The organism is Stenotrophomonas sp. STEN008 (assembly GCF_056760435.1).
This window is the reverse complement of the sequence record NZ_JBRRET010000008.1, coordinates 13,325-37,225: the sequence shown is the minus strand read 5'-3', so window position 1 is coordinate 37,225 and position 23,901 is coordinate 13,325. Positions and strand designations below refer to the sequence as shown.

Annotated in this window: 21 protein-coding genes; 12 read left to right on the top strand and 9 right to left on the bottom strand. The window is 66.3% G+C overall.

What is annotated here, in order from left to right; genetic code table 11:
* Positions 1 to 45: 45 nt before the first annotated feature.
* Positions 46 to 2,079 (bottom strand): alpha/beta hydrolase family protein, encoded by a 2,034-nt coding sequence (locus tag ACVOME_RS06195; RefSeq protein WP_053516826.1) that lies wholly within the window; start codon positions 2,077 to 2,079, stop codon positions 46 to 48.
* 97 nt (positions 2,080 to 2,176) lie between these two features.
* On the bottom strand, positions 2,177 to 5,128 hold the full coding sequence (locus tag ACVOME_RS06190; RefSeq protein ID WP_053516828.1) for a TonB-dependent receptor plug domain-containing protein: 2,952 nt from the start codon (positions 5,126 to 5,128) through the stop codon (positions 2,177 to 2,179).
* Between the two features lie 440 nt (positions 5,129 to 5,568).
* Between ACVOME_RS06190 and apbC the strand changes: the two genes are divergently transcribed.
* On the top strand, positions 5,569 to 6,423 hold the full coding sequence (gene apbC, locus ACVOME_RS06185) for an iron-sulfur cluster carrier protein ApbC (protein WP_053516830.1): 855 nt from the start codon (positions 5,569 to 5,571) through the stop codon (positions 6,421 to 6,423).
* A 74-nt stretch (positions 6,424 to 6,497) separates the two neighbouring features.
* Positions 6,498 to 7,070, top strand: a complete 573-nt coding sequence (gene dcd, locus ACVOME_RS06180; RefSeq protein ID WP_065174891.1) for a dCTP deaminase — start codon at positions 6,498 to 6,500, stop codon at positions 7,068 to 7,070.
* 66 nt (positions 7,071 to 7,136) lie between these two features.
* Here dcd and ACVOME_RS06175 read toward each other — a convergent pair whose 3' ends face one another.
* From ACVOME_RS06175 to ACVOME_RS06165, 3 genes are read right to left on the bottom strand one after another with little or no spacing between them, the layout of a single operon-like run.
* Complete coding sequence (locus tag ACVOME_RS06175) at positions 7,137 to 7,304, bottom strand: LiaI-LiaF-like domain-containing protein (protein WP_005410498.1); 168 nt, start codon at positions 7,302 to 7,304, stop codon at positions 7,137 to 7,139.
* A gap of 15 nt (positions 7,305 to 7,319) precedes the next feature.
* Positions 7,320 to 7,742, bottom strand: a complete 423-nt coding sequence (locus ACVOME_RS06170; RefSeq protein WP_053516834.1) for an HIT domain-containing protein — start codon at positions 7,740 to 7,742, stop codon at positions 7,320 to 7,322.
* Positions 7,739 to 8,410 (bottom strand): dienelactone hydrolase family protein, encoded by a 672-nt coding sequence (locus ACVOME_RS06165; protein ID WP_065174892.1) that lies wholly within the window; start codon positions 8,408 to 8,410, stop codon positions 7,739 to 7,741. The genes ACVOME_RS06170 and ACVOME_RS06165 overlap by 4 nt, the downstream gene beginning before the upstream one ends.
* Positions 8,411 to 8,755: 345 nt before the next feature.
* On the opposite strand from ACVOME_RS06165, the gene ACVOME_RS06160 reads away from it, so the two are divergent.
* The 3 genes from ACVOME_RS06160 (at position 8,756) to ACVOME_RS06150 (ending at position 11,855) form a co-directional block, all read left to right on the top strand.
* Positions 8,756 to 9,295: a hypothetical protein gene (locus ACVOME_RS06160; protein ID WP_481504838.1), complete on the top strand. Its 540-nt coding sequence runs from the start codon at positions 8,756 to 8,758 to the stop codon at positions 9,293 to 9,295.
* 368 nt (positions 9,296 to 9,663) lie between these two features.
* Positions 9,664 to 11,025: a 30S ribosomal protein S12 methylthiotransferase RimO gene (gene rimO, locus ACVOME_RS06155; protein ID WP_053516842.1), complete on the top strand. Its 1,362-nt coding sequence runs from the start codon at positions 9,664 to 9,666 to the stop codon at positions 11,023 to 11,025.
* The gene (locus ACVOME_RS06150) at positions 11,022 to 11,855 is read left to right on the top strand and encodes a DUF3025 domain-containing protein (RefSeq protein ID WP_481504860.1); all 834 of its coding nucleotides are present in this window, start codon (positions 11,022 to 11,024) and stop codon (positions 11,853 to 11,855) included. Before rimO ends, ACVOME_RS06150 begins: the two co-directional genes overlap by 4 nt.
* 52 nt (positions 11,856 to 11,907) lie before the next feature.
* On the opposite strand, the gene greB is transcribed toward ACVOME_RS06150, so the two are convergent.
* On the bottom strand, positions 11,908 to 12,414 hold the full coding sequence (gene greB, locus ACVOME_RS06145; protein ID WP_053516845.1) for a transcription elongation factor GreB: 507 nt from the start codon (positions 12,412 to 12,414) through the stop codon (positions 11,908 to 11,910).
* 35 nt (positions 12,415 to 12,449) lie between these two features.
* Positions 12,450 to 13,955: a helicase HerA-like domain-containing protein gene (locus ACVOME_RS06140; RefSeq protein WP_053516846.1), complete on the bottom strand. Its 1,506-nt coding sequence runs from the start codon at positions 13,953 to 13,955 to the stop codon at positions 12,450 to 12,452.
* Positions 13,956 to 14,078: 123 nt separating this feature from the next.
* On the opposite strand from ACVOME_RS06140, the gene ACVOME_RS06135 reads away from it, so the two are divergent.
* Positions 14,079 to 15,689: a transglycosylase SLT domain-containing protein gene (locus ACVOME_RS06135; protein WP_065174896.1), complete on the top strand. Its 1,611-nt coding sequence runs from the start codon at positions 14,079 to 14,081 to the stop codon at positions 15,687 to 15,689.
* 23 nt (positions 15,690 to 15,712) lie between these two features.
* Positions 15,713 to 16,060, top strand: a complete 348-nt coding sequence (locus ACVOME_RS06130; RefSeq protein WP_053516848.1) for a ribonuclease E inhibitor RraB — start codon at positions 15,713 to 15,715, stop codon at positions 16,058 to 16,060.
* A 61-nt stretch (positions 16,061 to 16,121) separates the two neighbouring features.
* On the opposite strand, the gene asd is transcribed toward ACVOME_RS06130, so the two are convergent.
* Positions 16,122 to 16,964, bottom strand: coding sequence for an archaetidylserine decarboxylase (gene asd / locus ACVOME_RS06125; protein WP_481504837.1), 843 nt, complete (start codon positions 16,962 to 16,964; stop codon positions 16,122 to 16,124).
* Positions 16,961 to 17,611: an SCO family protein gene (locus tag ACVOME_RS06120; RefSeq protein ID WP_065181843.1), complete on the bottom strand. Its 651-nt coding sequence runs from the start codon at positions 17,609 to 17,611 to the stop codon at positions 16,961 to 16,963. Before ACVOME_RS06120 ends, asd begins: the two co-directional genes overlap by 4 nt.
* A 122-nt stretch (positions 17,612 to 17,733) precedes the next feature.
* On the opposite strand from ACVOME_RS06120, the gene prmB reads away from it, so the two are divergent.
* The 5 genes from prmB to ACVOME_RS06095 all read left to right on the top strand — a co-directional run bounded on the left by prmB (position 17,734) and on the right by ACVOME_RS06095 (position 23,898).
* Complete coding sequence (gene prmB / locus ACVOME_RS06115) at positions 17,734 to 18,663, top strand: 50S ribosomal protein L3 N(5)-glutamine methyltransferase (RefSeq protein ID WP_481504836.1); 930 nt, start codon at positions 17,734 to 17,736, stop codon at positions 18,661 to 18,663.
* Positions 18,660 to 19,763: a chorismate synthase gene (gene aroC / locus ACVOME_RS06110; protein WP_053516854.1), complete on the top strand. Its 1,104-nt coding sequence runs from the start codon at positions 18,660 to 18,662 to the stop codon at positions 19,761 to 19,763. Before prmB ends, aroC begins: the two co-directional genes overlap by 4 nt.
* Positions 19,756 to 20,793: a 2-hydroxyacid dehydrogenase gene (locus ACVOME_RS06105; RefSeq protein ID WP_053516856.1), complete on the top strand. Its 1,038-nt coding sequence runs from the start codon at positions 19,756 to 19,758 to the stop codon at positions 20,791 to 20,793. Before aroC ends, ACVOME_RS06105 begins: the two co-directional genes overlap by 8 nt.
* Before the next feature lie 89 nt (positions 20,794 to 20,882).
* A complete protein-coding gene (locus ACVOME_RS06100) occupies positions 20,883 to 21,911 on the top strand; it encodes an aspartate-semialdehyde dehydrogenase (protein ID WP_053516858.1) in 1,029 nt (342 codons plus the stop codon).
* A gap of 70 nt (positions 21,912 to 21,981) precedes the next feature.
* Positions 21,982 to 23,898: a motility hub landmark protein FimV gene (locus ACVOME_RS06095; RefSeq protein ID WP_481504835.1), complete on the top strand. Its 1,917-nt coding sequence runs from the start codon at positions 21,982 to 21,984 to the stop codon at positions 23,896 to 23,898.
* Positions 23,899 to 23,901 lie beyond the last annotated feature (3 nt).

Sequence of the window (23,901 nt, the reverse complement as noted above, 5' to 3'; positions counted from 1 at the left end):
CGGGCAAGGGCGCCCGTGGGCGCCCTTGCCTGGCAGCGACGGGGCTTACAGGCCACCGCCGCCGCAGCCTTTGGTCAGGTAGTCGTCGATCAACTTGAGCTGGTCGCCCATGATCGCTCGGGTCCAGGCGGGGCCATGCGCGTAGTCGGCGATGGCGTGGAATTCGATCGGCTGTCCTGAATTCTTGGCCTTGTTAACGAACCACTCCGACTGCTCGATCGGCACCGTACGGTCGCGGTCACCGTGGTAGACCATCAGCGGGATCTTCATCTCGCCGGCCTTGTCCAGTGGATTCAGGCCGTCAACGGTCTTGGACTGCGCCTGGCGGAAGAACGGGTTGGTATAGAAGCGTGCCCAGATCTTCTTGATGTCCGAGACGCCAGCACCGGCGATGGCACATTTGTACAACCCATTGGGGCGGACCGAGGCGGCGAACGCGGAATAACCACCGTAGGAGAAGCCGAACATGGCGATGTGGCCAGGCTGGGCGATCTTCTGCTCGATCATCCACTTGGCGCCGTCGTCCTTGTCATCCTGCATCTTCTGGCCCCACTCGGCGTCACCGGCCATCCACAGCTTGCGGCTCCAGTCGGCCGAACCGCGGAACTGCGGGCGCAGGACCGCCATGCAGCGTGAGGCCATCAGCGGTACCCACATCGAACCGTCGAAGTCCATGCCATCGCGCGCCCACGGCCCACCATGGGGATGCACCACCGCCTTCCACGGGCCGGCACCGCATAGTTCGGTGTTCGGTGTGGTCAGGAACGCCGGAATATCCAGACCATCGCGGGCCTTGTAATAGACCAGCCTGGTATCGCCCAGCGCAGCCGGATCGATCTTCGGATAGGACTTGGCCAGCAGGGTCAGCTTGCCGTTGCGCAACAGGTGGTATTCCGGCGGGTTCGCCGGCCCGGAGACGGCCAGCACAAAGGTCTTCAGGTCCTTGCTGTAGTCGATCACGCGCACCGCGCGGCCGGTGTCGGCCTGGGTGACCGCGCGCTGGCCCGTTGCGGGATCGACAAGGGTGACGTCGCTGGACTGGATGCCCAGGGCCTGTCGGACGCCCTGGTTGAGGCCCTTGAACACCGGATGGGTCCATTCAACCTCGTTCTCGCGCGGACCACTGTAGGTCACGCCGAGCAGTGCGCCGAACGGCACGCCCTCGACGTCCTTGTAACGGTTCACATGAACGGTGCCTGCATTGAAGAATTTGTGCTCGAACAGTACTTCCCTCTGTTTGCGGGCCGTAATGTCGTACTCATAGATGATGGTCTTGTCGCGTCCGACGTTGCTCTGGATGAAGGCGATGTTCGGATCATCGGCGAAACCGACGACCTGGGTGATATCGCGGTCCTTCACGTGCGAGCGGAAATGTTCTTCCCACGCGTTGGTGGCAGGGTTGCGGAACTCGGTGGCGACGTAGGCGCCGGTACCGTCCACGTCCTGGCGCAGGCGTGCGCGCAGTTCGCTGTTCAGATCGGTGAGGTAGCCAGCGACACGTTCTTCCGTCTTCTGGATGCGCTGGGACGTGAAGCTGCGCAGGTTGACCTTGTAGACGTCACCGGAATTGCTGCCCGAGCCGTTGACCACCAGGATGTGGTCGGGGTCGTTGGGCAGCGTGTCCAGCACCGTGGCATTGGACAGCGCCTGTTCCAGTTCTTCGTTGCGGCTGGTGGCGCGCGGAACGCTGATCGGTTCCTTCCACTGCTTGCCTTCGGTATCGGTGATGAAGAACTTGCTGATGAAGGTCTTGTTGACCCGGTCGGTGCGCAGGTCGAAGGGCTGCCACAGCGTGACTGCCAGCAGCCCGTTCTTGATGAAGCCCACGCTCTGGAACTTCATGCGGCCCGCACCGATCGTGGTCGGTGCTGCGCTGAGATCATCGGTCTTCCAGACCAGGATCACGCGCTCTTCGCCGCGGGCCTGCAGACCGGCGATCTGCGTGCCGTCAGGCGACACGGAAAGGCTTGAAATATCCGGGAAGGCGGCCAGTTGTTCGATCGTGGGGACCGCGGGTTTGGCGTTGAGGTGCAGCGGCGCGGCGACGGCCAGCGCGGCCAGCAGCAGGTAGTGCTTCATGCGACGTCTCACTGTGTCCGTGCAATGGGAAGGCGGGCATTGCACCCACCCCAAAAGCAGCCGCCGCCCTTGCGGGCGGCGGCTGTTGACGCATGGCTCAGAACTTCTTGCTGAGGTTCACGAAGAACGTACGGCCGAAGTAGTCGTAGCCACTGTACAGCGGGGCGTTGCCGACGGTGTTGTAGATGCCGGCGCCCGGGCTGATGGTCGGCGGTTCCTTGTCGGCGAAGTTGCGCACGCCGGCAGTGGCCTGCCACTTGTCGGCGGTGTACTGCACCGAGAAGTCCTGGGTGATGTAGTTCGGCACGGCCAGCTTGTACGCCGAGGTTGCGGGATCTTCCTCGTAGTACGCGTAGCTGGACATGTTGTCCACCCAGTTCAGGCCATAGCGCACGCGCCATTCCTTGACACGATAGGTCAGGTCGAGCTGGCCGGTGAACTTCGGGTTGTTGATCAGGCCGTTGGAGTCAACCAGCGGATCGTCCTCGAACACCTTGCCGGACTGCTCCAGGAACCGCGAGACCTGCACATTGGCGCGGAATTCGCCCGGACCGATGTCGCGCACGTAGCGGGTCGTGAAGTCGAGGCCGCGCACCTTGTCGGTGGCCAGGTTGGCATAGCCGTTCTGGACCGTCAGCGTGTTGTTGGGCGAACGGCTGATCAGACGGCACAGACCGTTGTTGGCGGCGAAGTCGCCGGTGGTGCCGTTGTAGCAGGTGCTCAGGATGTAGGTGGCACCCATCTGGGCAACGCCGTTCTCCACTTCGATGTCGTAATAATCGACGGCGAAGGACAGATCACCGAAGCCGCTGCCGAACTCCGGCTGGAACACCAGGCCAACGGTGAATGCGTCGGAGGTTTCAGCCTTCAGGTTGGCACCGACCAGGCCGCCACCGATGGAGTCCACGCGTACCGAGTTGGTCGCGGTGAAGCTGGTGGGCAGGCCCTCAGAAGCGCAATTGATGTAGCGTGGGCTGGTCGGATTGCGCGAGCCGTAGTTGTTGCAGGGATCGCTGGAGGCGTTCAGGAAGCCGCTGGTGGCACCCAGGAACTGTTCGAACAGCGCCGGAGCACGATACGAGGTGCCGTAGGAAGCACGCAGCGACAGCCACTTGACCGGCGTCCACAGGCCACCCAGCTTCCAGGTGGTGTCCGATCCGTAGGACTGGTAGTCGGTGTAGCGGGCCGAGGCGTTGAAGGTCAGCTCTTCGGCAGCGGTGACGCCGGACAGCAGCGGCAGTTCGATTTCGCCGTAGGCTTCCCACACCGAGTCGCTGCCGCGGGTCGGGTCGGAGCTGGTCAGGTTGTACAGGTTGCGGTTGATCGAGTGGATGCTCGGGGTATCGTCGATCTTGGCCTTGCGGTACTCGACACCAAAGGCGCCTGCGGCGGTACCGCCCGGCAGATCGAACAGCGGACCATTGACGTTCAGGTTCGCGGTCGATTCCTGGTAGCTGGTGTTGCCGGTGACCGGGGTATAGACGAAGTTCTTCCACTCGTACGGCAGATTGCCGGCCAGGGTCTGTGCGTTGAGCATCGGTGCGGCAACGCAGCCATTGGCCGGGTTCACGCAGTTGAAGCCGCCTGCGCCGTCGGACACAACATCCAGGCTCTGTGCCAGGCGGTCGGTCAGGAACGAGTTGAAGGTGTAATCGGCATCCGAGTCGGCGTGGCTGACCATGAAGTCATAGTTCCACTCCGAACCGAGCCTGCCGCGCACGCCAGCGGTGGCGCGGAAGAAGTCCACCGACTGCTTGCTGCGGTCGTTGCCGAAGCCGATGAAGGTGCGGGCCGCTACGTTCTTGCCATTGGACGTTTCCGTCGGCAGGGCGAAGGCCGGCAGGTTGGACAGGTTACCGAGCAGCGGATTGCCGACCGAGTAGTCATACGACAGCTGGCGGTAGCCGGTCTGGGTGGAGTCGCGCTTGTTGCCGAGGAACTCGTAGTAGAACTCGGCGTCGCCCATCACGCCCAGATCCACGCCACCCTGGAAGAACAGGGTGTGGGTTTCGGCCGGGGACACCAGCGATTCCTTCAGCAGGCCCGGATCGTAGGTGTCGCGGTCGTAGTAGCCGACGGACTCATAGCCCGGCAGGCGGCCGGTGGTGACGGCCGGATTCGGACGCCAGCGGTTGAACCCGCCAAAGGTGGCGGTGCCCAGGGTGTTGATGGTCACGCCGCCGGAATCGAGGGTGAAGCACTTCGGCTTACCGGTGGTCGGATCGATGTAGTCGCCGCTGCCGAAGTAGTTGCCCACGTCCATGTCGCGCAGGTTATCGGTCGGGCAGCTGGCCCAGCTGCGATCGCCAATGGTCATCTCATTGCGACGGTAGTTCTCGTACGAACCAGAGAAGTGCGAGCGCTCACCGGTGCTGCCGAACACGATCGAGTACCGGGTTTCGTCGCCGCCGCCGCCCTCGGTGGCGTTGTGCTGGAACTCGGCTTCAACACCGTCCACGTTCTTGCGGGTGATGATGTTGACCACGCCGGCCACGGCGTCGGAACCATAGATGGACGAAGCACCGTCCTTCAGGATTTCCACGCGGTCGACCATCGCGCTGGGCAGCACGTTCAGGTCGGCCGAGCCGACCGAGCCGCGCGAGCCCGCCGGTGCAACGCGGCGGCCGTTGAGCAGGATCAGGGTGCGGGTAGCGCCCAGGCCACGCAGCGACAGGGTGTTGGCACCCGGGCCGCCATTGGTGACGTATCCGCCGAAGGAGTTGTTGATCTGTGCGCTGCCGGCAGTGACGCTGTTGCTCTGCAGCGCGGCGGCCGTCGAGTTGAAGCCCGCCAGGGTGGTCTCCTCACGGGTCACGACCTGCACCGGCGAAACCGAGTTGAACACGTCGCGACTGATGCGCGAACCGGTGACGGTCACTGTGTCCAGATTGGTCGCCTTGGACTTCGGCGCTTCCTGCGGCGTGTCCTGTGTCGTCTGCGTCGAGCCCGACGCATCCTGGGCAATCGCCGGGGCGGCTGCGGCGAGCAGCACGGCAGAGGCGAGGGCGAAGCTCAGCGGGTTCCTGCCGAGCGACTTGCGATTGATCATCTGAAATCCCCTTGAATCGAATGATTGCGTCGTACACCGGGGACATGACCTTGCGGGCGTCTCCGTGTGCCCCTACCCCGGTATCGGCAGCGTGCCGCCGCCCGGTTCTGGTACCGGCTTCACAAGCCAGTGACTCGAGATTAACACGCCATTAACCAAGCGTGTCAAACGTTCACAACGCAGTCATCTTTCTGTGGTCGATTTCCTGTCGGAACGTATCAAGGCGTGTCGAAAACCGCGCAGTGTATTGATTCAACTGGTTTTTCTGTTCCTTCGCAAATCGTGTCTGCTTCCTTAACGGGGGGGGGCTGGGGTGAACAGGGAGCGAAAATTCTCCGCGGCGCCCACATCTTCGACCAACGCGATCCTGCGCGCCGGTCCTTGAGGCTCCGGCGGTATGATGTCGGGTTCTCCTTCCTGACTTTCCGCCGGAGCCCGCAGTGAACAGTCCGACCCGTCGTCCCCATGCAAGCCAGGTGCAGAAGGGGCTGGCACCGCACGCGCGCATCCGCAACGTGATCGCGGTCGGCTCGGGCAAGGGCGGTGTCGGCAAGTCCACCACGGCCGTCAATCTGGCGGTGGCGCTGCAGCAGCTGGGCGCGCGGGTGGGCGTGCTCGATGCGGACATCTATGGCCCCAGCGTTCCCGCCATGCTGGGCCTGTCCGGCCGCCCGGAAAGCCCGGACAACAAGAGCATCGAACCGCTGCGTGCCTTCGGTGTGGACACCATGTCGATCGGTTACCTGATCGAGGAAGACACGCCGATGATCTGGCGTGGGCCGATGGCGACCTCGGCAATGACCCAGCTGTTCAACGACACCCTGTGGGACGACCTCGACTTCCTGTTGATCGACCTGCCGCCCGGCACCGGTGACATCCAGCTGACGCTGACCCAGAAGATTCCGCTGGCCGGTGCGGTGATCGTCACCACGCCGCAGGACATCGCCACGCTGGATGCGAAGAAGGCACTGAAGATGTTCGAGAAGGTCGAAGTGCCGGTGCTGGGCATCGTCGAGAACATGGCGGTACATACCTGCAGCCAGTGCGGCCACGTCGAGCACCTGTTCGGCGAGGGGGGCGGGGAGCGCATGGCGGCGCAGTACGGCGTGCCGCTGCTGGGATCGCTGCCGTTGCAGATCGGCATCCGTGAGCAGGGTGACGCAGGCACACCGATCACCGCCGCGCAGCCGGATTCCCTGCCGGCCCAGGCCTATCGCCACGCCGCGCAGCGGCTCATCGAGGAAGTGGGCAAGCGCCCGCGTGCCTCGATCCCGATCCTGTCGTCGCTGCTGTAGGGACCGGGCGGGGAGGGCGGTGGCGCCCGGCCCCCTGCTAGAATCCTCGCGCCCCCTCGCACCCAGGACAGAGCATGAGCATCAAGAGTGACCGTTGGATCCGCCGCATGTCCGAACAGCACGGCATGATCGAGCCGTTCGAGGCCGGGCAGGTGAAGCAGGTCAACGGCCAGCGCATCGTCAGCTACGGTACCTCCAGCTACGGCTACGACGTGCGTTGCTCGCGCGAGTTCAAGGTGTTCACCAACATCAACTCGACCATCGTGGACCCGAAGCACTTCGATTCGGGCAGCTTCGTCGACATCACCGCCGACGAATGCATCATCCCGCCCAACAGCTTCGCGCTGGCGCGTACCGTGGAGTATTTCCGCATTCCGCGCGACACCCTCGTGGTGTGCCTGGGCAAGAGCACCTACGCGCGTTGCGGCATCATCGTCAACGTCACTCCGCTCGAGCCGGAGTGGGAAGGCCATGTGACCCTGGAGTTCAGCAACACCACGCCGCTGCCGGCGCGCATCTACGCCAACGAAGGCGTGGCCCAGATGCTGTTCTTCCAGGCGGCGGCCGATGATATCTGCGAAACGTCCTACAAGGACCGTGGTGGCAAGTACCAGGGCCAGACCGGCGTCACCCTGCCGCGCACCTGACGGACCGGTAGCGCCGGGTCATGCCCGGCGTCGCTCGATCGAAGGCGGCGCTTGCGCCGCCTTCGCTTATTTGCCGCGGCCGAACAGCATGGCGATGCCGACGCCGACCAGGGCCACCGGCCACCAGGTCAGCAGCAGCTTGGACAGGTTCAGGTGCGTCCAGCCCAGGTTGCTGGCAAGCATGAACAGGCCGATCAGGATCAGCAGGATGGCGGCGACGAGGTTGAATCGCATCGTGTCGGCACAGGCTCAGGAGTGGGCCGGATATCCTAGCCGTTCCTTCCAGTAGGCGACATGCTGCTGCAGGGCGTCCGGTTCGTAGCGGTGCGCAGGACCGCTGCCCCACACCGGTCCCGGCCACGCCGGATCGCCGTCGTGGCGGCCGATCACGTGGAAATGCAGCTGGCGCACGATGTTGCCCAATGCGCCGATGTTGATCTTCTCCACCCCGTCGGAGCCCTTCAGGGCCTTGCAGGCGCGGTTGAGTTCGGTGCGCAGCTTGTCCTGCTGGTCGCCGTCCAGTTCGATCCACTCCGTTACCCCGGCCAGACGCGGCACCAGGATCAGCCAGGGAAACCGTTCGTCGTTCATCAACCGCACTTGCGACAGCGGGCCTTGCGCCACCAGAACGCTGTCGGTGGCCAGGCGGGAATCAAGTTCGAAATCGCTCATCCAAGATGCTCCGTGAAGAAGTCCAGGGTGCGTTGCAGCGCCAGGGTGGCGCTGTCTGGATCATACGCATGTCCGACCTCGCGGTTGAAGGCATGGTCGGCCGGGTAGACATAGGTCGCCATCTGCGGCAGCTTCTGGCGATGCGCCTCCACGGCCTCAGGCGGGATGCTGCGGTCCTGCGCGCCGAAGTGGAAGATCACCGGCGCCTTCGGTGTCTCGTCCAGATACTGCACGTTGCGTGCGCCGTAATAGCTCACCGAGGGCAGGCCGAGGCGCAGCGCGGACAGCATCGCCACCGTTCCGCCCCAGCAGTAGCCGACCGTGCCGACCTTGCCGAAGGGGGCAAGCCGGGTTGCTGCGGCGCGCACCACTTCCAGTGCCCGTTCAATGCCCAGCGCACTTACCCGTTCCAGGCCCTGTTTCACCCCTTCAGGGTCATAGGGCAGGGCGTCGGGGTCGGCGTCCGGGCCATCGACCAGGTCGAAGAACGACGGCGCCAGCACGGCATAGCCTTCGGCGGCGAAGCGCTCGGCCACGCCACGGATGTGCGGATTGGCGCCGAAGATCTCCTGCACGACCACCAGGCCGCCACGCGGCGTGCCCGCCGGCAGGGCCTGCCAGGCCCGGACCGGGCCATGATGCGTATCCAGGGTGATCCATTCGGACATCGTCGGGTTCCTCATAGCAGTGGACAGGCCTGCATTGTCGGCGCTGGGCGGGTTAGCGCGGCGTCTGCGGCTGTGCGTGATCGGGCGGCTGATGCATCGAGCGACGTCGGATCGCGACTTGACCGAATGCTTCGCGGACGATCCTGCCAGGGATTCTGGCATCTGATTCGGCCTGGCTCTGACAGTAGATTCAGTAAAGCACCTGCTGAAGCCAAGAGGGCGAGCAGATAGCGTTTCGTTCGCGGAACTCCAGTCTGGAGGGGCGATGTGGGGCTGATCATATCTCGGCATGTTTCCGGGGCGCGGCGTGAAGGCGCAGGCGCCCGATAAATGGAGTTTCATGAAATGAAAAAGGAATTTCGCCTTCTGTGTGCATTGGGGATGGCAACAATGCACACGGTGGCTATGGCCAACCAATCGTCGTACCAGGACCGCCAGATGGCGTCATCGGATGGCAGGCAGTGGGTTGAGCGGACGGTGCGCCTCTCTGATTTCGAAGGCGGCGACGTGGCTGTCCAGGTGCGCCTTTTCAAGGATGGAAAGGGCGGTTTTGTATATCGTTATGATGATCAGAATGAAACCACAAAGCTCTATCACCAGGCCGCCTGCGAAGTCATGAACTCCAAGGTGCGGCGTGGCGAAACCGTGATATCTGGCGAGTCGGCCGTCGTTGGTTGGTCCTGTGAGGGTGATTCAGATCCGGCGGAGGATTCGAATCCAGCCTCCAGCGGCATGACGCAGCCCAAGGTGGGGTACTACTTTTTTGCATTGGCGACCAGTGGAATGCGCCAATCGGAGTCAATTTCAATTCGGTGGGAACTGCTCGTTTCCAGAATTCGTTGGCAGGGAAATCTACAGGCGCTGCATGACCTCCGCGAGCGATGAATACGCGGGCCCAACAAACAACGGATCAATCAACGTCTATTGATGTCGCAATCAACGCTCCCGTGCGGCCGTGGCGACGGTGGACCGTGAGACGATTGTCGCTCCGTGAGCGTCGAGCCTTCGCAGCGCGTTCCGCCGGGTCGAGCCGGAGCTCCAGCTCAAGCCGCCGGGGGCCTTGACGCGTTCACGGGTACCCCGCTGATGGAGATGGCACGTGGGGCCGAATCCGGGACGCTCCCCTCAGTACACCCCGGGGCCGTTCAGAGCGCGGCCCTCAACCCCGGTATACTGGCGCCCTTTCAGGCCCCGGCCCCCAGGAACCCCTGCCACTCCGGCAGGGGCCCAGGCCCCCAGAGTCCCGCGATTCCATGTCCCAGCTGAACCCCAAAGTCGGCTTCGTCAGCCTTGGCTGCCCGAAGGCCCTTGTCGATTCCGAGCGCATCCTGACCCAGCTGCGGTCGGAGGGATACGACATCGTCCCGTCCTATGACTCGGCCGACGTGGTGGTGGTCAACACCTGTGGCTTCATCGATTCGGCGGTGACGGAGTCGCTGGACGCCATCGGCGAGGCGATGAACCAGAACGGCAAGGTCATCGTCACCGGCTGCCTGGGCAAGCGCCCCGAACAGATCCGTGAGGCGTACCCGAACGTGCTGGCGGTGTCCGGCCCGCAGGACTACCAGAGCGTGATGGAGGCGGTGCATGAGGCGCTGCCGCCCCGGCATGATCCGTTCGTGGACCTGGTGCCCGACTACGGCATCAAGCTGACCCCGCGCCACTACGCCTATCTGAAGATTTCCGAAGGCTGCAACCACGCGTGCAGTTTCTGCATCATTCCGTCGATGCGCGGCAAGCTGGTCTCGCGCCCGGTCGATGAAGTGCTGCGCGAAGCCGAGCGCCTGGTCCGGGGCGGTGTGCGTGAGCTGCTGGTGGTGTCGCAGGACACCTCCGCCTACGGCGTGGACGTGAAGTACGCCGAGAAGATGTGGCGCGACAAGGCCTACCAGACCCGCCTGAAGGCGCTGTGCGAGGGCCTGTCCGAACTGGACGCGTGGGTGCGCATGCACTACGTGTACCCGTACCCGCACGTGGATGACGTGGTGCCGTTGATGGCCGAGAACCGCATCCTGCCGTACCTGGACATTCCGTTCCAGCACGCCAGCCCGCGTATCCTGCGACTGATGAAGCGCCCCGGTGCGGTGGAAAAGACGCTGGAGCGCGTGCAGAACTGGCGTCGCATCGCGCCGGACATCACCGTGCGTTCGACCTTCATCGTCGGTTTCCCGGGCGAGACCGAAGCGGAGTTCGAGGAGCTGCTGTCGTTCCTCGATGAGGCGCAGCTGGACCGCGTGGGTGCGTTCGCGTATTCGCCGGTCGAGGGGGCTACCGCCAACGCTCTTCCGGACCCTGTCCCGGAAGAGGTGAAGCAGGAGCGCCTGGCGCGCTTCATGGAAAAGCAGGCACAGATCTCGGCCGCACGTCTGGAGGCCAAGATCGGCACGGTGCAGCAGTGCCTGGTCGATGCCATCGAAGGTGACATCGCCGTGGCCCGTTCCAGGGCCGATGCACCGGAAATCGATGGACTGGTGCATATCCAGAATGCCGACCAGGTGCCGCTGCGCGTAGGCGAATTCATCAACGTGGAAATCACCGAGAGCGACGAGCACGATCTGTATGGCGACGCGCTGCCGCCGACCACGCGCCCGGCCTTCGACCTGAAGGTGCTCTGATCATGGCCAAGGGTGCTGCCGGCCACGCTGGCAGCCCTCGGCGATTCGTGCCGCCGCTGCGCGCGGCGGTGGACCCGGCGGTGTTCGATCATCCGCTGTTTGCCCGGGTGCGTGCCTTCCGCGATCTTCTGTCCGGCGACCGCTGGCCGACCGTTGCCGAGCTGGATACGCGGCTGGCGTTGCGCGGGCGACGACTGGTCGAGCAGGATGCGGCGTTGCTGGCCGATGGCCTGCACTACGAAGTGCGCATCGCGCAGGGGCGTATCGCCACCCGTGCGGCGAGCTGGCACGATCTGTTCAATGCACTGGTGTGGGCGTGTCACCCGCAGCTGAAGCACGCGCTCAACAGGCGGCAATGCCTGCACGTCGCCACGATGCCAGCCGGTCAACGCAATCGCGCGCAGGCGGCGCTGACCCAGTTCGACGAGACCGGCGTGATCGTGTGCGTCCAGGACGATGCGCTGATCGCTGCGTGGGACGCCCACGACTGGCCGATGCTGTTCGCGCCGCCGCACTGGCAGGCCGGTCGCATCACCATCGCCGCGGTGTTCGGCCATGCACTGATGGAACAGGCGTTGCTGCCGGGGCGCCTGCTGGTCGGCAAGTGCGTGGTGGTGCGCGGCGATGATGAGGGTGCCTGCATCGAGACCGTGGCCCGGGCGATCGAGCAGGGCGCGACGGTGACCGATCCGCTGCAGCTGCGCCCGCTGCCACTGGCCGGAATCCCCGGCTGGTACCCGCAGCAGGACGCCGCCTTCCATGGCAACGCCGACTACTTCCGCCCGCTGCGGCAGGGCCGCCTGTACCCGCCGCCGCTCTTGCCCCGGTAGCGCCGGGCCATGCCCGGCGCTGGATTGACAGCAACGCCGGGAGGGCTCGGTGTTACGAAGACGGGTACTCGACGCTGATCACCGCGAAGGTGAACCGGCCGCCCGGCAGTTCCACCGAGAATTCATCGTCCAGGCGCTTCTTCAGCACGGCCCGCGCCAGCGGCGAGTCGATGCTGATCCAGCCCAGGCCGGCGTCGGTTTCATCCGGCCCAACGATGCGGTAACGGCTGGTCTCACCACTGTCGATGTTCTCCAGTTCGATCCATGCACCGAAGAACACCGCTTGTGGATCGGTCGGCGTGGTATCGACCACACGCAGCGATTCGAGCCGCTTGGTCAGGTAGCGCACGCGGCGGTCGATTTCACCCAACTGCTTCTTGCGGTAGGTGTACTCGGCGTTCTCCGAGCGGTCGCCCTCGGCGGCGGCAGCGGCCAGCGCCTTCACCACCTCGGGCCTGCGTACCCGCCACAGGTCGTCCAGCTCGGCTTTCAGCCGGGCGTGGCCGGCGGCGGTGATCAGGGCGGTGCTTTTCTCTGCGGGCGGACGCCAACGGGACATGTAATACAGCTTCTTCTCAGGAATACGAAAGGGCCTCAGCGCTTGCCGCCGAAGATGCCGCCCAGGATGCCGCGCACGATCTGGTTGCCCAGCTTGGTCCCGACCGTGCGCGTGGTCTGCTTGGCCATGGTTTCAATCATGCCCTGGCGACGCTTGGTGCCGAAGATCGCATCCTTGATCGCCTGGCCGAATCCACCTTCCTGTGCCTCGTCCTGCTCGCGGCTGCGCGCGGCCGGGGTCTGGGCCTGCTCCACGCTCTTCTGCGCCCGCTGGGCCAGCAGCTCGGCGGCCGATTCACGGTTGACGGCCGTGTCGTAGCGGCTGCCGACCGGGCTGCCGGCACGCACCTGTGCGCGCTCGGCCTCGGTGACCGGCCCCATCCGGCAGCGGGGCGGCGCGATCATCGTCTGCTGGACCGGCATCGGCACGCCCTTGTCCTGCAACGTGGAAACCAGTGCTTCACCGGTGCCGAGCTGGCTCAGCACCTTGGCGACATCCAGCTTCGGGTTCGGCACGAAGGTTTCGGCGGCGGTCCTGACCGCCTTCTGGTCGCGCGGCGTGAAGGCCCGCAGCGCGTGCTGCACGCGGTTGCCGAGCTGGCCCAGGATGTTGGAGGGCACGTCGTCGGGGAACTGCGAGCAGAAGTACACGCCCACGCCCTTGGAGCGGATCAGCCGCACCACCTGCTCGATGCGCTGCACCAGCGAGGAAGGCGCATCGTCGAACAGCAGGTGGGCCTCGTCGAAGATGAACACCAGCTTGGGCTTGTCGAGGTCGCCCACTTCCGGCAGTTGTTCGAACAGTTCCGACAGCAGCCAGAGCAGGAAGGTCGAGTACAGCTTGGGCTTGAGCACCAGCTGGTCGGCGGCGAGGATGCCGATCACACCGCGGCCGTCGTGATTGACCCGCATGATGTCGGCCAGTTCCAGTGCCGGCTCGCCGAAGAAGTTCTCACCGCCGTCCTGCGCCAGCCGCAGCACGGCACGCTGGATCGCTGCGATCGACTGCGCGCTGACCAGTCCGTACTCGGTGGAAATGTCCTTGCGCTCTTCGGCGACCAGGCCGAGCAGGGCCCGCAGATCATCCATGTCCAGCAACAGCAGGCCGCGGTCGTCGGCCAGCTTGAACACGATGTCCAGCACGCCGGCCTGGGTGTCATTCAATTCGAGGATGCGCGCGAGCAGGGTCGGCCCCATCTCGCTGACGGTGGTGCGCACCGGGTGGCCGAGTTTTCCGTACAGGTCCCAGAAGATGGCCGGGCTGCCCGCCGGCGCATAGTCGGCCACGCCGATGTCCGCGGCGCGCTTCAGCAGCGCTTCGCTGCCCGTGCCGGGCACGGCCAGGCCGGACACATCGCCCTTCACGTCAGCGAGGAACACCGGAACCCCGAGCCGCGAGAATCCTTCGGCCAGGGTCATCAGGGTCACGGTCTTGCCGGTGCCGGTGGCGCCCGCCACCAGCCCGTGGCGGTTGCCGAGTTTCGGCAGCAGGGTGACGGCCACATCGTCGGTGATGCCTTTGCCGAGCAGAATCGGATCCATGGTCCAGCCCTTGTGGTGAATGCGCCCAATGTTAACCGGCAGCGATGACGGCCCGAAGGTCGGCTTGCCCCGACCTTGGCGGCGCCGCTACTCTGCCTGCCTGTTTCGCACACAGTGCCAAAAATGCCCGTTCCTGTCCTGATTTCCCGCACCTGGCCGTTGCTGGCCCTGGCTGGCCTGGTTTCCCTGGCCCCCGATGCCCACGCCCAGCGGGTTTCCGCCCGGGACAAAGTGAAGGTAGATGCCCTGCAGCAGCGCATGACGGCTGCCGAGAAGCGTTACAGCGATGCGCTGCTGCTGGTGGCCAACGCCGACCCCAAGGGCAGCAACGAGGCCGACGCGGCGCTGGAGGACATGGAGGATGTCATCAGTGAGTGCGTGAAGCAGAAGGGTTGCCAGATGAGCAACATGCTGGCCACCTACAAGCGCCTGCTCAAGCGCGATGCCGATGCGGCCGCGGAAGACGAGGGCGGTGAACTGCCCGCCGAGCGGCTGGAAGCCGACCCCGACCATATCGGTCCGTTGACCGCCGACGTGCCGGAAGCCGCACGCGCAGCGGCACTGCTCAACGACAAGCGGCACGCCTTCGACAACATGGTCGAGTACAACCCGGCCGTCCAGGCCGGCATCCGCCGCTGGCTGACCGACATGCGTCCGGCGCTGCTGACCAGCTACGAGAACTACCAGAACCTGCGTGCCGTGATGTGGCCGGAGTGGGAGAAGCGCGGCCTGCCCGAAGCGCTCCTGTTCGGCATCATGGCCAAGGAATCCAATGGCCGCGTGCATGCGTCCTCGCGCGCTGGCGCCGCCGGCCTGATGCAGTTCATGCCGGCCACCGGGCGGCGTTTCGGCCTCGGTCCGGACGGCACCGGGTTCGATACCCGCTTCGATGCCCACAGCGCTGCTGAAGCCAGTGCGACCTATCTCAACGAGCGCATGCGCGAGCTCAACAACAACATCGAGTTGTCGCTGGCCGGGTACAACGGGGGTGAAGGGCGCGCCCTGCGCGTGGCGCGCGAGAATCCGGGGCAGAGCTTCTGGGTCGACCGTGTCTACAACCAGTTCCCCGGTGAAACCAAGGATTACGTGCCGATGGTGATTGCTGCGGCGTGGATCTTCCTGCACCCCCAGCAGTACGGCGTGGAGTTCCCGAAGATCAGCGCGCAGCCGGCCACCCTGCGCCTGGCGCGCTCGACCACCATCTACGAGCTGACCATCTGCCTGGGCAGCCACGGCACCCGTGATGGCTACATGCGTGCGCTGCGCAACCTCAATCCGCGTTATGAGGCTGATGGCTGGATTCCGGCCGGCACCCTGATCAACGCAACCACCCGCATCGCGAGCCTGTATCAGCGCAACTGCGTGAGCGGACCGCGTGCCGACCTGGCGCGCACCCTGATTACGGCCGACCTCAACGCCGCCATCGTGCGGCCAAGCGCTGCCAGCTACACCGGCAGCGTGGCGGTGGGCGGCGTGGTGCCGGTGGCCGATGCGGCCAGTTCGACCAGCGTACCGACCGCACCGGTGGCGGCAGTGGCCGCGCCTCGGCCGGCACCGGCCGCGCGACCGAAGCCGGCACGCAGCTACAAGGTCGGCCGCGGCGAGACGCTGGGCCGCATCGCGGCCAAGTTCCAGTGCGACGTGCCGACGCTGGCACGCGCCAACGGTCTGAAGGCACCGGCCTACAGCCTGCGCCACGGCCAGGTGCTGAAGCTGCAGGGCTGCGAAAAGTAATCTCCACGACCTCTGGAACTGCCATGGACCTTGAAGCAACCCGCAACCTGTTCGCCAATCTGCGCGAAAACACCGACTGGGACATCAGCGGCCCGCTGCTGTGGGGCTATTTCTTCGTGCATTCCACTGCCGAGCCGCTGCAGGCACTGGCCGCGCATCTGCAGGCGCAGGGCTACACCCTGGTGGAGGTGTTCGAGCAGGAGCCGGACGAGGGGGACGCGCCGTTCCACGTGCTGCATGTGGAGCGCGTGGAGGTCCACGACGAAGCGTCGCTGGATCGCCGCAACCAGGAGCTGGCAGCGCTGGCAGCGCAGATGGGTGTGGAAGACTACGACGGCATGGACGTCGGCCCGGCCCCCACCCTGCAGTAGGGGCCTGTGCGTAGTGCCGGGCGCGTGCCCGGCGCTGCGCAGCAACCCGGTGGCGGGATTGTCAGCGCAGCGTGGCCAGGGCCTGGCCCAGCTGCACCGGTGACTCCGCAGCCAGGTATGGAGCGAACTCCGCCACGCCCGGCGGCAGCAGCACGACCACGGTCGAGCCATAGTTGAAGCGTGCCATCTCCGCGAAGCGCTCCAGGCGGATGCCCTGGCCGCGATAGTCCTTGCGGGTGATGCGGTCACCGTACTGAGGGATCTCCTCGCCGCTCCACACTGTCTCCACGCCGGAGACCAGCAGCGCGCCGACCATCACGCTCACCATCGGGCCGAAGCTGGTATCGAAATGGCAGACCAGGCGCTCGTTGCGTGCGAACAGGCGTGGCACGCCTGCCACGGCGGCCGGACCCACGCTGAAAAGGCGGCCTGGCACATGCACGGTCTCGCGCAGGGTGCCGGTCCAGGGCATGTGCACACGGTGGTAGTCGCGCGGGGACAGGTAGACGGTCGCGTACAGGCCGTCGTTGAACGGCTTGGCGTCCTCGGCGCTGCCCAGCAGCTCGGCGGCGGTGAACGACTGGCCCTTGGCCTGGAAGATGCGGCCGGCCTCGATGTTGCCGAGCTGGCTGACACGGCCGTCGGCCGGCATCACCAGGGTGCGCGGATCGGCATCGGCCACGCGTGCACCCGGTTTCAGCGCACGGGTGAAGAACTGGTTGAAGGTGGCGTAACTGCGCGGGTCGGGGTTGGCGGCTTCGTCCAGATTGACGTTGAACCTGCGGCTGACGGTGTCGATCAGCCAGCGCGACACGCGCGGGTTGTCCGAGTACGCCAGCGAGCGCGCCATCGAGGACAACAGGCGATGGGGCAGGGCGTATGTCAGGGCGGTGGTGAGGCTCATGGGGCGGTTTTCTCGGTCAGCTTCTGCAGGTCGCGGGCGATCGCCGGCGCGTTGAACGGGGGGCGCACCAGGCCGGCGAGCCGGCCCTGCGGATCGAGCACGGCCAGGCTGGCCGAGTGCTCGACGGTGTAATCCTCGGGATTCTCATCGAAATGCTTGCCCGGCACCTTCTGGAACACGAAGCCCAGTGCGGTGGCGAAGCGTTCCAGCGAAGGGACGTCGGCGGTGGCCGCCAGGGTGTCCCTGTGGAAGCCGTGCGCGTACTCGCCAAGGCGGGTGGCGCTGTCGCGCTCGGGATCGACGGAGACGAACAGCACCCGCGGACGCAGCCCGTCGGGCAGTGCTTCCCACTGCTGCTGCGCACCGGCCAGTTCGGCCAGGGTGGTCGGGCACACGTCGGGGCAGAAGGTGAACCCCAGGAACACCAGGGTCCAATGGCCCTTCAGCTCGCCCGGAATGAGCCGCGTGCCATCGGACTGGGCCAGGTTGAAGTCGGGCAGCTCGCGCGGCTGCGGGTACAGGGTGATCGCTTCGGTGGCCGGCTGGCCGGCCGGGGGCTTCGGAGCAAAGACCTGCTGCGCGGCGAGCAGGCCCAGGCCCGCCGCCAGGGCGATCAGCAGGATGATGCCGACGTTGCGATTGAACATGGGAGCCCCCGCGCGAAGTGGTCCCCATCATACCGGCTGCGGCCTGATCGTTTCCGTCGCAACGGATGCCGGCGCAGGCGCCAGCCCCTATAATCGGGGGCCACTTTGCCCGCAGTACCGCCATGACCGCTGAAACGGCCGCCGAACTCCACACGATCATCGACCTGATCCGCTACGGCACCAGCCGTTTCAACGCCGCCGGGCTGACCTTCGGGCACAGCTACGACAACGCCCTGGACGAGGCGACCCAACTGGTGCTGCACAGCCTGCACCTGCCGCATGACCTGGGCCCGGCGTATGGCCAGGCGCGGTTGCTGCAGGAGGAGAAGGTGCGGGTGCTGGGGCTGTTCCAGCGCCGCATCGACGAACGTATCCCGGCCGCCTACCTGACCGGCGAGGCGTGGTTCGCCGGCCTGAGCTTCAAGAGCGACGCGCGCGCCCTGGTGCCGCGTTCGCCGATCGCCGAGCTGATCGAGTGTGGTTTCGAACCCTGGCTGGCCGGCCGCGACGTCAGCCGCGCGCTGGATCTGTGCACGGGTTCGGGCTGCATCGCCATCGCAATGGGCCACTATTACCCGAACTGGGAGGTGGACGGCGTGGACCTGAGCGACGACGCGCTGTCGCTGGCCGAAGAGAACAAGGAGCGCCTGCAGGCGCACAACGTCACGCTGATCAAGTCCGACCTGTTCAGTGGCCTGACCGGCCGCCATTACGACCTGATCGTCACCAACCCGCCGTACGTCACCAACGACGAGACCGATGCCCTGCCGCAGGAATATTCCTACGAGCCGGAAATGGGCCTGCGTGCCGGCGATGACGGCCTGGACCTGGTGCTGAAGATCCTGCGCGATGCGCCGCTGCACCTGAGCGAGGACGGCCTGCTGATCTGCGAAGTGGGCGAGTCCGAGCAGCACCTGGTCAAGCTGCTGCCGGAAGTGGACTTCGCCTGGATCGAGTTCAAGGTCGGGCAGATGGGCATTTTCGCGGTCGAATGCCGCGAGCTGATCGCCCACAGCGCCCGCATCACCGAACTGGCGGCGCAACGGCCGTGAGCTCCAATTCGTTCGGCAAGCTGTTCACCGTCACCACGTTCGGCGAGTCGCACGGGCCGGCCATCGGCTGCGTGATCGATGGCTGTCCGCCCGGGCTGGCGCTGGACGCGGCCGAATTTGCCCACGATCTGCAGCGCCGTGCCACCGGCAAGAGCCGGCACACGTCGGCGCGGCGCGAGGCCGATGAGGTCGAGATCCTGTCCGGCGTGTACGAGGGCCTGACCACCGGCACGCCGATCGCGCTGCTGATCCGCAACACCGATCAGCGCAGCAAGGACTACGCGAACATCGGCCAGCAGTTCCGGCCGGGCCATGCCGACTACAGCTACTGGCACAAGTACGGCATCCGCGATCCGCGGGGCGGTGGCCGTTCCTCGGCGCGCGAGACCACCATGCGCGTGGCCGCGGGCGTGGTCGCCAAGAAGTGGTTGGCCGAGCGCTTCGGCGTCACCGTGCGCGGGTATCTGTCGCAGCTGGGCGGGATCACTCCTGCAGGTTTCGACTGGTCGGCGGTGGAAGACAATCCGTTCTTCTGGCCGCACGCCGCGCAGGTGCCGGAGCTGGAGGCGTACATGGATGCGCTGCGCAAGTCCGGCGATTCGGTCGGCGCGCGCGTGGACGTGGTTGCCGACAACGTGCCCCCGGGCTGGGGCGAGCCGATCTACGGCAAGCTCGATGGCGAGCTTGCGGCGGCGCTGATGAGCATCAACGCGGTCAAGGGCGTGGAGATCGGCGACGGGTTCGCCAGCGCGGCCCAGAAGGGCACTGAACACCGTGACCTGCTGACCCCGCAGGGTTTCGCCAGCAATCACGCGGGCGGCATCCTGGGCGGCATTTCCACCGGCCAGCCGGTGGTTGCGTCGATGGTGTTGAAGCCGACCTCCAGCCTGCGCCTGCCGGGCCCATCGCTGGACACCGCCGGCAACGTGGTCGAAGTGGTCACCACTGGCCGCCATGATCCCTGCGTCGGCATCCGCGCCACGCCGATCGCCGAAGCGATGGTGGCGCTGGTGCTGATGGACCAGGCATTGCGTCACCGCGCGCAATGCGGCGATGTCGGCACCATCACGCCCCGCATTCCCGGGCAGGTCGATGGCTGAAACGCGGCCGACGGTGTGGGTGAGCCAGCCGCTGATCGAGGCGGCCATCGCGCCGCTGCGTGATCGCGTGCAGCTGCGCACCACCGACGCCGTCACCGTGTGGTCGCCTGAGCAGATCGCCGCACAACTGGCCAGCGCCGATGGCGCGATCATCACCCTCAACGAGCGTATCGGCGCGGCCGAGCTGGCCAATGCCTCGCGGCTGCAGGTCGTTGCCAACGTCGGCGTGGGCTACAACAACCTGGATGTGACCGCGCTCAGCGCGGCGGGCATCCTGGCCAGCAATACCCCCGACGTGCTTACCGAGACCACCGCCGATCTGGGCTTCGCACTGCTGATGGCCGCCGCGCGCCGGATCACCGAATCCGAGCGCTGGCTGCGTGAAGGGCACTGGCAGCAATGGTCGTTCCAGACCATGCTCGGTGCCGACATCCACGGCAGCACCCTGGGCATTCTCGGCATGGGGCGGATCGGCCAGGGCATCGCCCGTCGCGGCGCGCATGGTTTCGGCATGAAGGTGCTGTACCACAACCGCTCGCGACTGCCAGCAGATGCCGAAGCAGCAGTCGGTGCCGCTTATGTCGATCTGGATACGCTGCTGGCGCAGTCCGACCATCTGGTGCTTGTGCTGCCTTACACCCCGGCCTCGCACCACCTGATCGACGCCGCTGCGCTGGCGAAGATGAAACCGACGGCCACGCTGGTGAACATCGCGCGCGGAGGCCTGGTCGACGAAACAGCGCTGGCCGATGCACTGGCCCATGGGCGCCTGGCCGCTGCCGGGCTGGACGTCTACGAAGGCGAGCCGGCCGTACGCCCGGAACTGCTGGCGCTGCGCAACGTCGTGCTGACCCCGCACATCGGCAGCGCTTCGCTGGCCACGCGTACGGCGATGGTGCAGCGGGCCGTGGACAACCTGCTGGCCGCGCTCGGCCTGGCCGGCGGGCCGGCGCACATGCCGAGCGCGATCAATGCCGACGCGGCGCTGGCCGCACGTGCCGCCCTGGGCAAAAAAAACGGGAAACGATAGGGAGCCTCCGCGCGTTCCGTCCGAGGAGGTTCCCCGAACCCAGCTGTCGTGCGTGAATTTTTCCCATCCGTTTTCTTGAGAGTTCCCCCATGAGCAATGCACAACGCCGCTTCCATGTCGCCATCGTCGGTGCCACCGGCGCCGTCGGCGAGACCATGCTGGCCATCTTGGCCGAGCGCGGTTTCCCGGTCGGAACCCTGAGCCTGCTTGCCTCCGAGCGTTCGGCCGGTGGTGAGGTCGAGTTCAACGGCGAGAAGGTCAGGATCCAGGACCTGGCGAGCTTCGATCCGAAGGGTGTGGAGATCGCCCTGTTCTCCGCAGGTGGCAGCGTCTCCAAGGAGTACGCACCGAAGTTCGCCGCCGCCGGTGCGGTGGTGATCGACAACTCCTCGGCCTTCCGTTACGACGATGACGTGCCGCTGGTGGTATCGGAGGTCAATCCGGACCAGATCGGCAATCGTCCGCGCGGCATCATCGCCAACCCCAACTGCTCGACCATGCAGATGCTGGTCGCGCTGGCGCCGCTGCATCGTCGCTATGGCATCGAGCGCATCAACGTCTCCACCTATCAGTCGGTGTCCGGCGGTGGACGCTCCGCACTTGAGGAGCTGGGCAAGCAGACCGGCCAGCTGCTGAGTTTCCAGGAGATCGATCCGCAGCGTTTCCCGGTGCAGATCGCCTTCAACCTGATCCCGCACATCGACGACTTCCAGGACAACGGCTTCACCAAGGAAGAAATGAAGCTGGTGTGGGAAACCCGCAAGATCCTGGGCGACGACAGCATCCTGGTGAACCCGACCGCGGTGCGCGTCCCGGTGTTCTACGGCCATTCCGAGTCGGTGGCGATCGAGACCCGCGACAAGGTCACCGTGGCCGAGGCCCGTGCGCTGCTTGAACAGTCGCCCGGCATCGAGGTGGTCGACCGCCATGAAGCCGGCGGCTATCCGACGCCGGTCACCCACGCATCGGGCACCGATGCGGTGTACGTCGGCCGCATCCGCGAGGATCTGTCGCATCCGCGTGGCCTCAATCTGTGGATCGTGTCGGACAACGTGCGCAAGGGCGCAGCCCTGAACGCGGTGCAGCTGGCAGAGCTGGTCGCTGCCGAGCAGCGTTGATCGACAGCCCGGGCGCCCTGGGCTGCTCTGTGCGTGCGGACCCCGGTCCGCACGCTTTATAGTGTCGCCCATGAATAAACGGGCCAAGGGCGCATCGCGCCCGCTCACCTATCTGTCTGCCGCACTGCTGGCTCTGGCCAGCAGTCCGGTGTTCGCGCTGGGGCTGGGCGACATCCGCGTCCTGTCCAGACCCGGTCAGCCGCTGCTGGCGGAGATTCCGGTGGTGTCCGCCGATCCTTCGGAGCTGGAGAATCTGCGCGTGGCGCTGGCATCGCCAGCCACGTTCGAACGTGTCGGCCTGCAACAGCCGACCGGCCTGGTGGGCGAGCTCCAGTTCGAGCTGACCCGCAATGCGCAGGGGCGGGCCGTGGTGCGGGTCACCTCGCAGATGCCGGTGGAGACGCCGTCGCTGAGCTTCCTGGTCGAGGCCGACTGGGGGCAGGGACGGTTGGTGCGCGAGTATTCGGCCCTGATCGATGCGCCCTCCAGCGCGCTGGCCGTGGCGGAACCGGAAATCGTCGCACCGGCGGGCACGCTCTCCAATACCATCGCCCGCGATCCGCCCGCCGAGGCGGCGGTACCGGCGCCTGCACAGGGCGGGACGCCGGCCAGTGCGACCACGGCGGCTGCACCGGTGCGTCCGCGCGCTGCCGCTGCACCGTCGTTGCCGCCGGCTGCCGATGGCAGCATTACCGTGCAGCGCGGGCAGACCTTGTCGCAGATCGCCAGCGCGGTCGCCCGCGGCAACCAGGTCAGCCGCGACCGGGCGATGATTGCGCTGCTGCGTGCCAATCCCGAGGCCTTCATCCGGGGCAACATCAACCTGCTCAAACAGGGTGCGGTACTGCGCATGCCCGGCAGTGACGCGCTGGCGGCTGTGGATGCGGCCGAAGCCGGTGCCCTGGTCCGCGAACACGCCGCGCAGTGGCGGCAGGCGCGTACCGTGCCGCAGCCGGCAGGCGTTCCTGCACCTGCGGTCGCTGCGCGGGCCACTTCTCCGGCCGCCGCGGCCGGGGCACGACTTGAGATCGCCCCGGCGCTGGCGTCCGACGCCGCGCACGCGGGCACAACCACCGGCACCGGAGCCGGCAGCGAGGGTGACATGCTGGGCAACGAACAACTTCGCCAGGCGCGCGAGGACATTGCCACCCGCGATGCCGAGATCGGCGAGCTGAAACAGCGTGTGGCCGAACTGGAGACGCTGAAGGCACAACAGCAGTCGCTGATCGCGATGAAGGACAACGACCTGGCGGCGGCCCAGCAACGGCTGGCACAGGCGCCGGGCGCGCGTGACGCCGGAACGCCGTGGTACTGGCTGGGACTGCCGGTGCTGCTGGTGCTGGCAGGCGCCGCATGGTTGCTGCGCCGTCGCAAGCCATCGCCGCTGCCGCCGCTGCGCGAGGAGGACGATGCCGCAGCTCTGGCGGCGGCCGTGCCGGCCGGTGCGGCGCTCGATACGCTGGCCGAGCAGTCTGCGTGGTCTACCGCCGATGCCGACAGCGGGCGCCAGGAGCCGGCGATGCCGGCCTGGGCGACGATCGCCGACGCCCGATCCGAAGACGGATCGGGCGGCACGGACGGGCAGCCGTCGGGCGATGGCAAGGACGAGGCACCGTTGCCGGAACCCGTGACCGACCTGCCGCGCTGGGACGAACCGGTGGACGAGAGGGGTGTTGGCCGGCCGACGGCCCAGGAAGCCGATTCCGGGGTTTCGGTCCCGGACTACGCGCTGCATGCCGAGCAGCAGCCGCAGTTCCGCGGCGTGTTCGACCTGCCCGCCGATCTGCAGGACAACGACGCCCCGTCGGTGGAGGATGCCGGCGACACCTGGTCGCCCCGCGCCGGGCAGGAACGCCTGGAACTGGCGATCGCCTACCTGGATCTGGGCGACGCACAGACCGCGCGTACCCTGCTGCTGGAGGTTGCCGAAGGGGGCGACCCGGACTGCCAGGCGCAGGCGCGCGAGCTGCTGGCCCGGCTGCCGTGACCG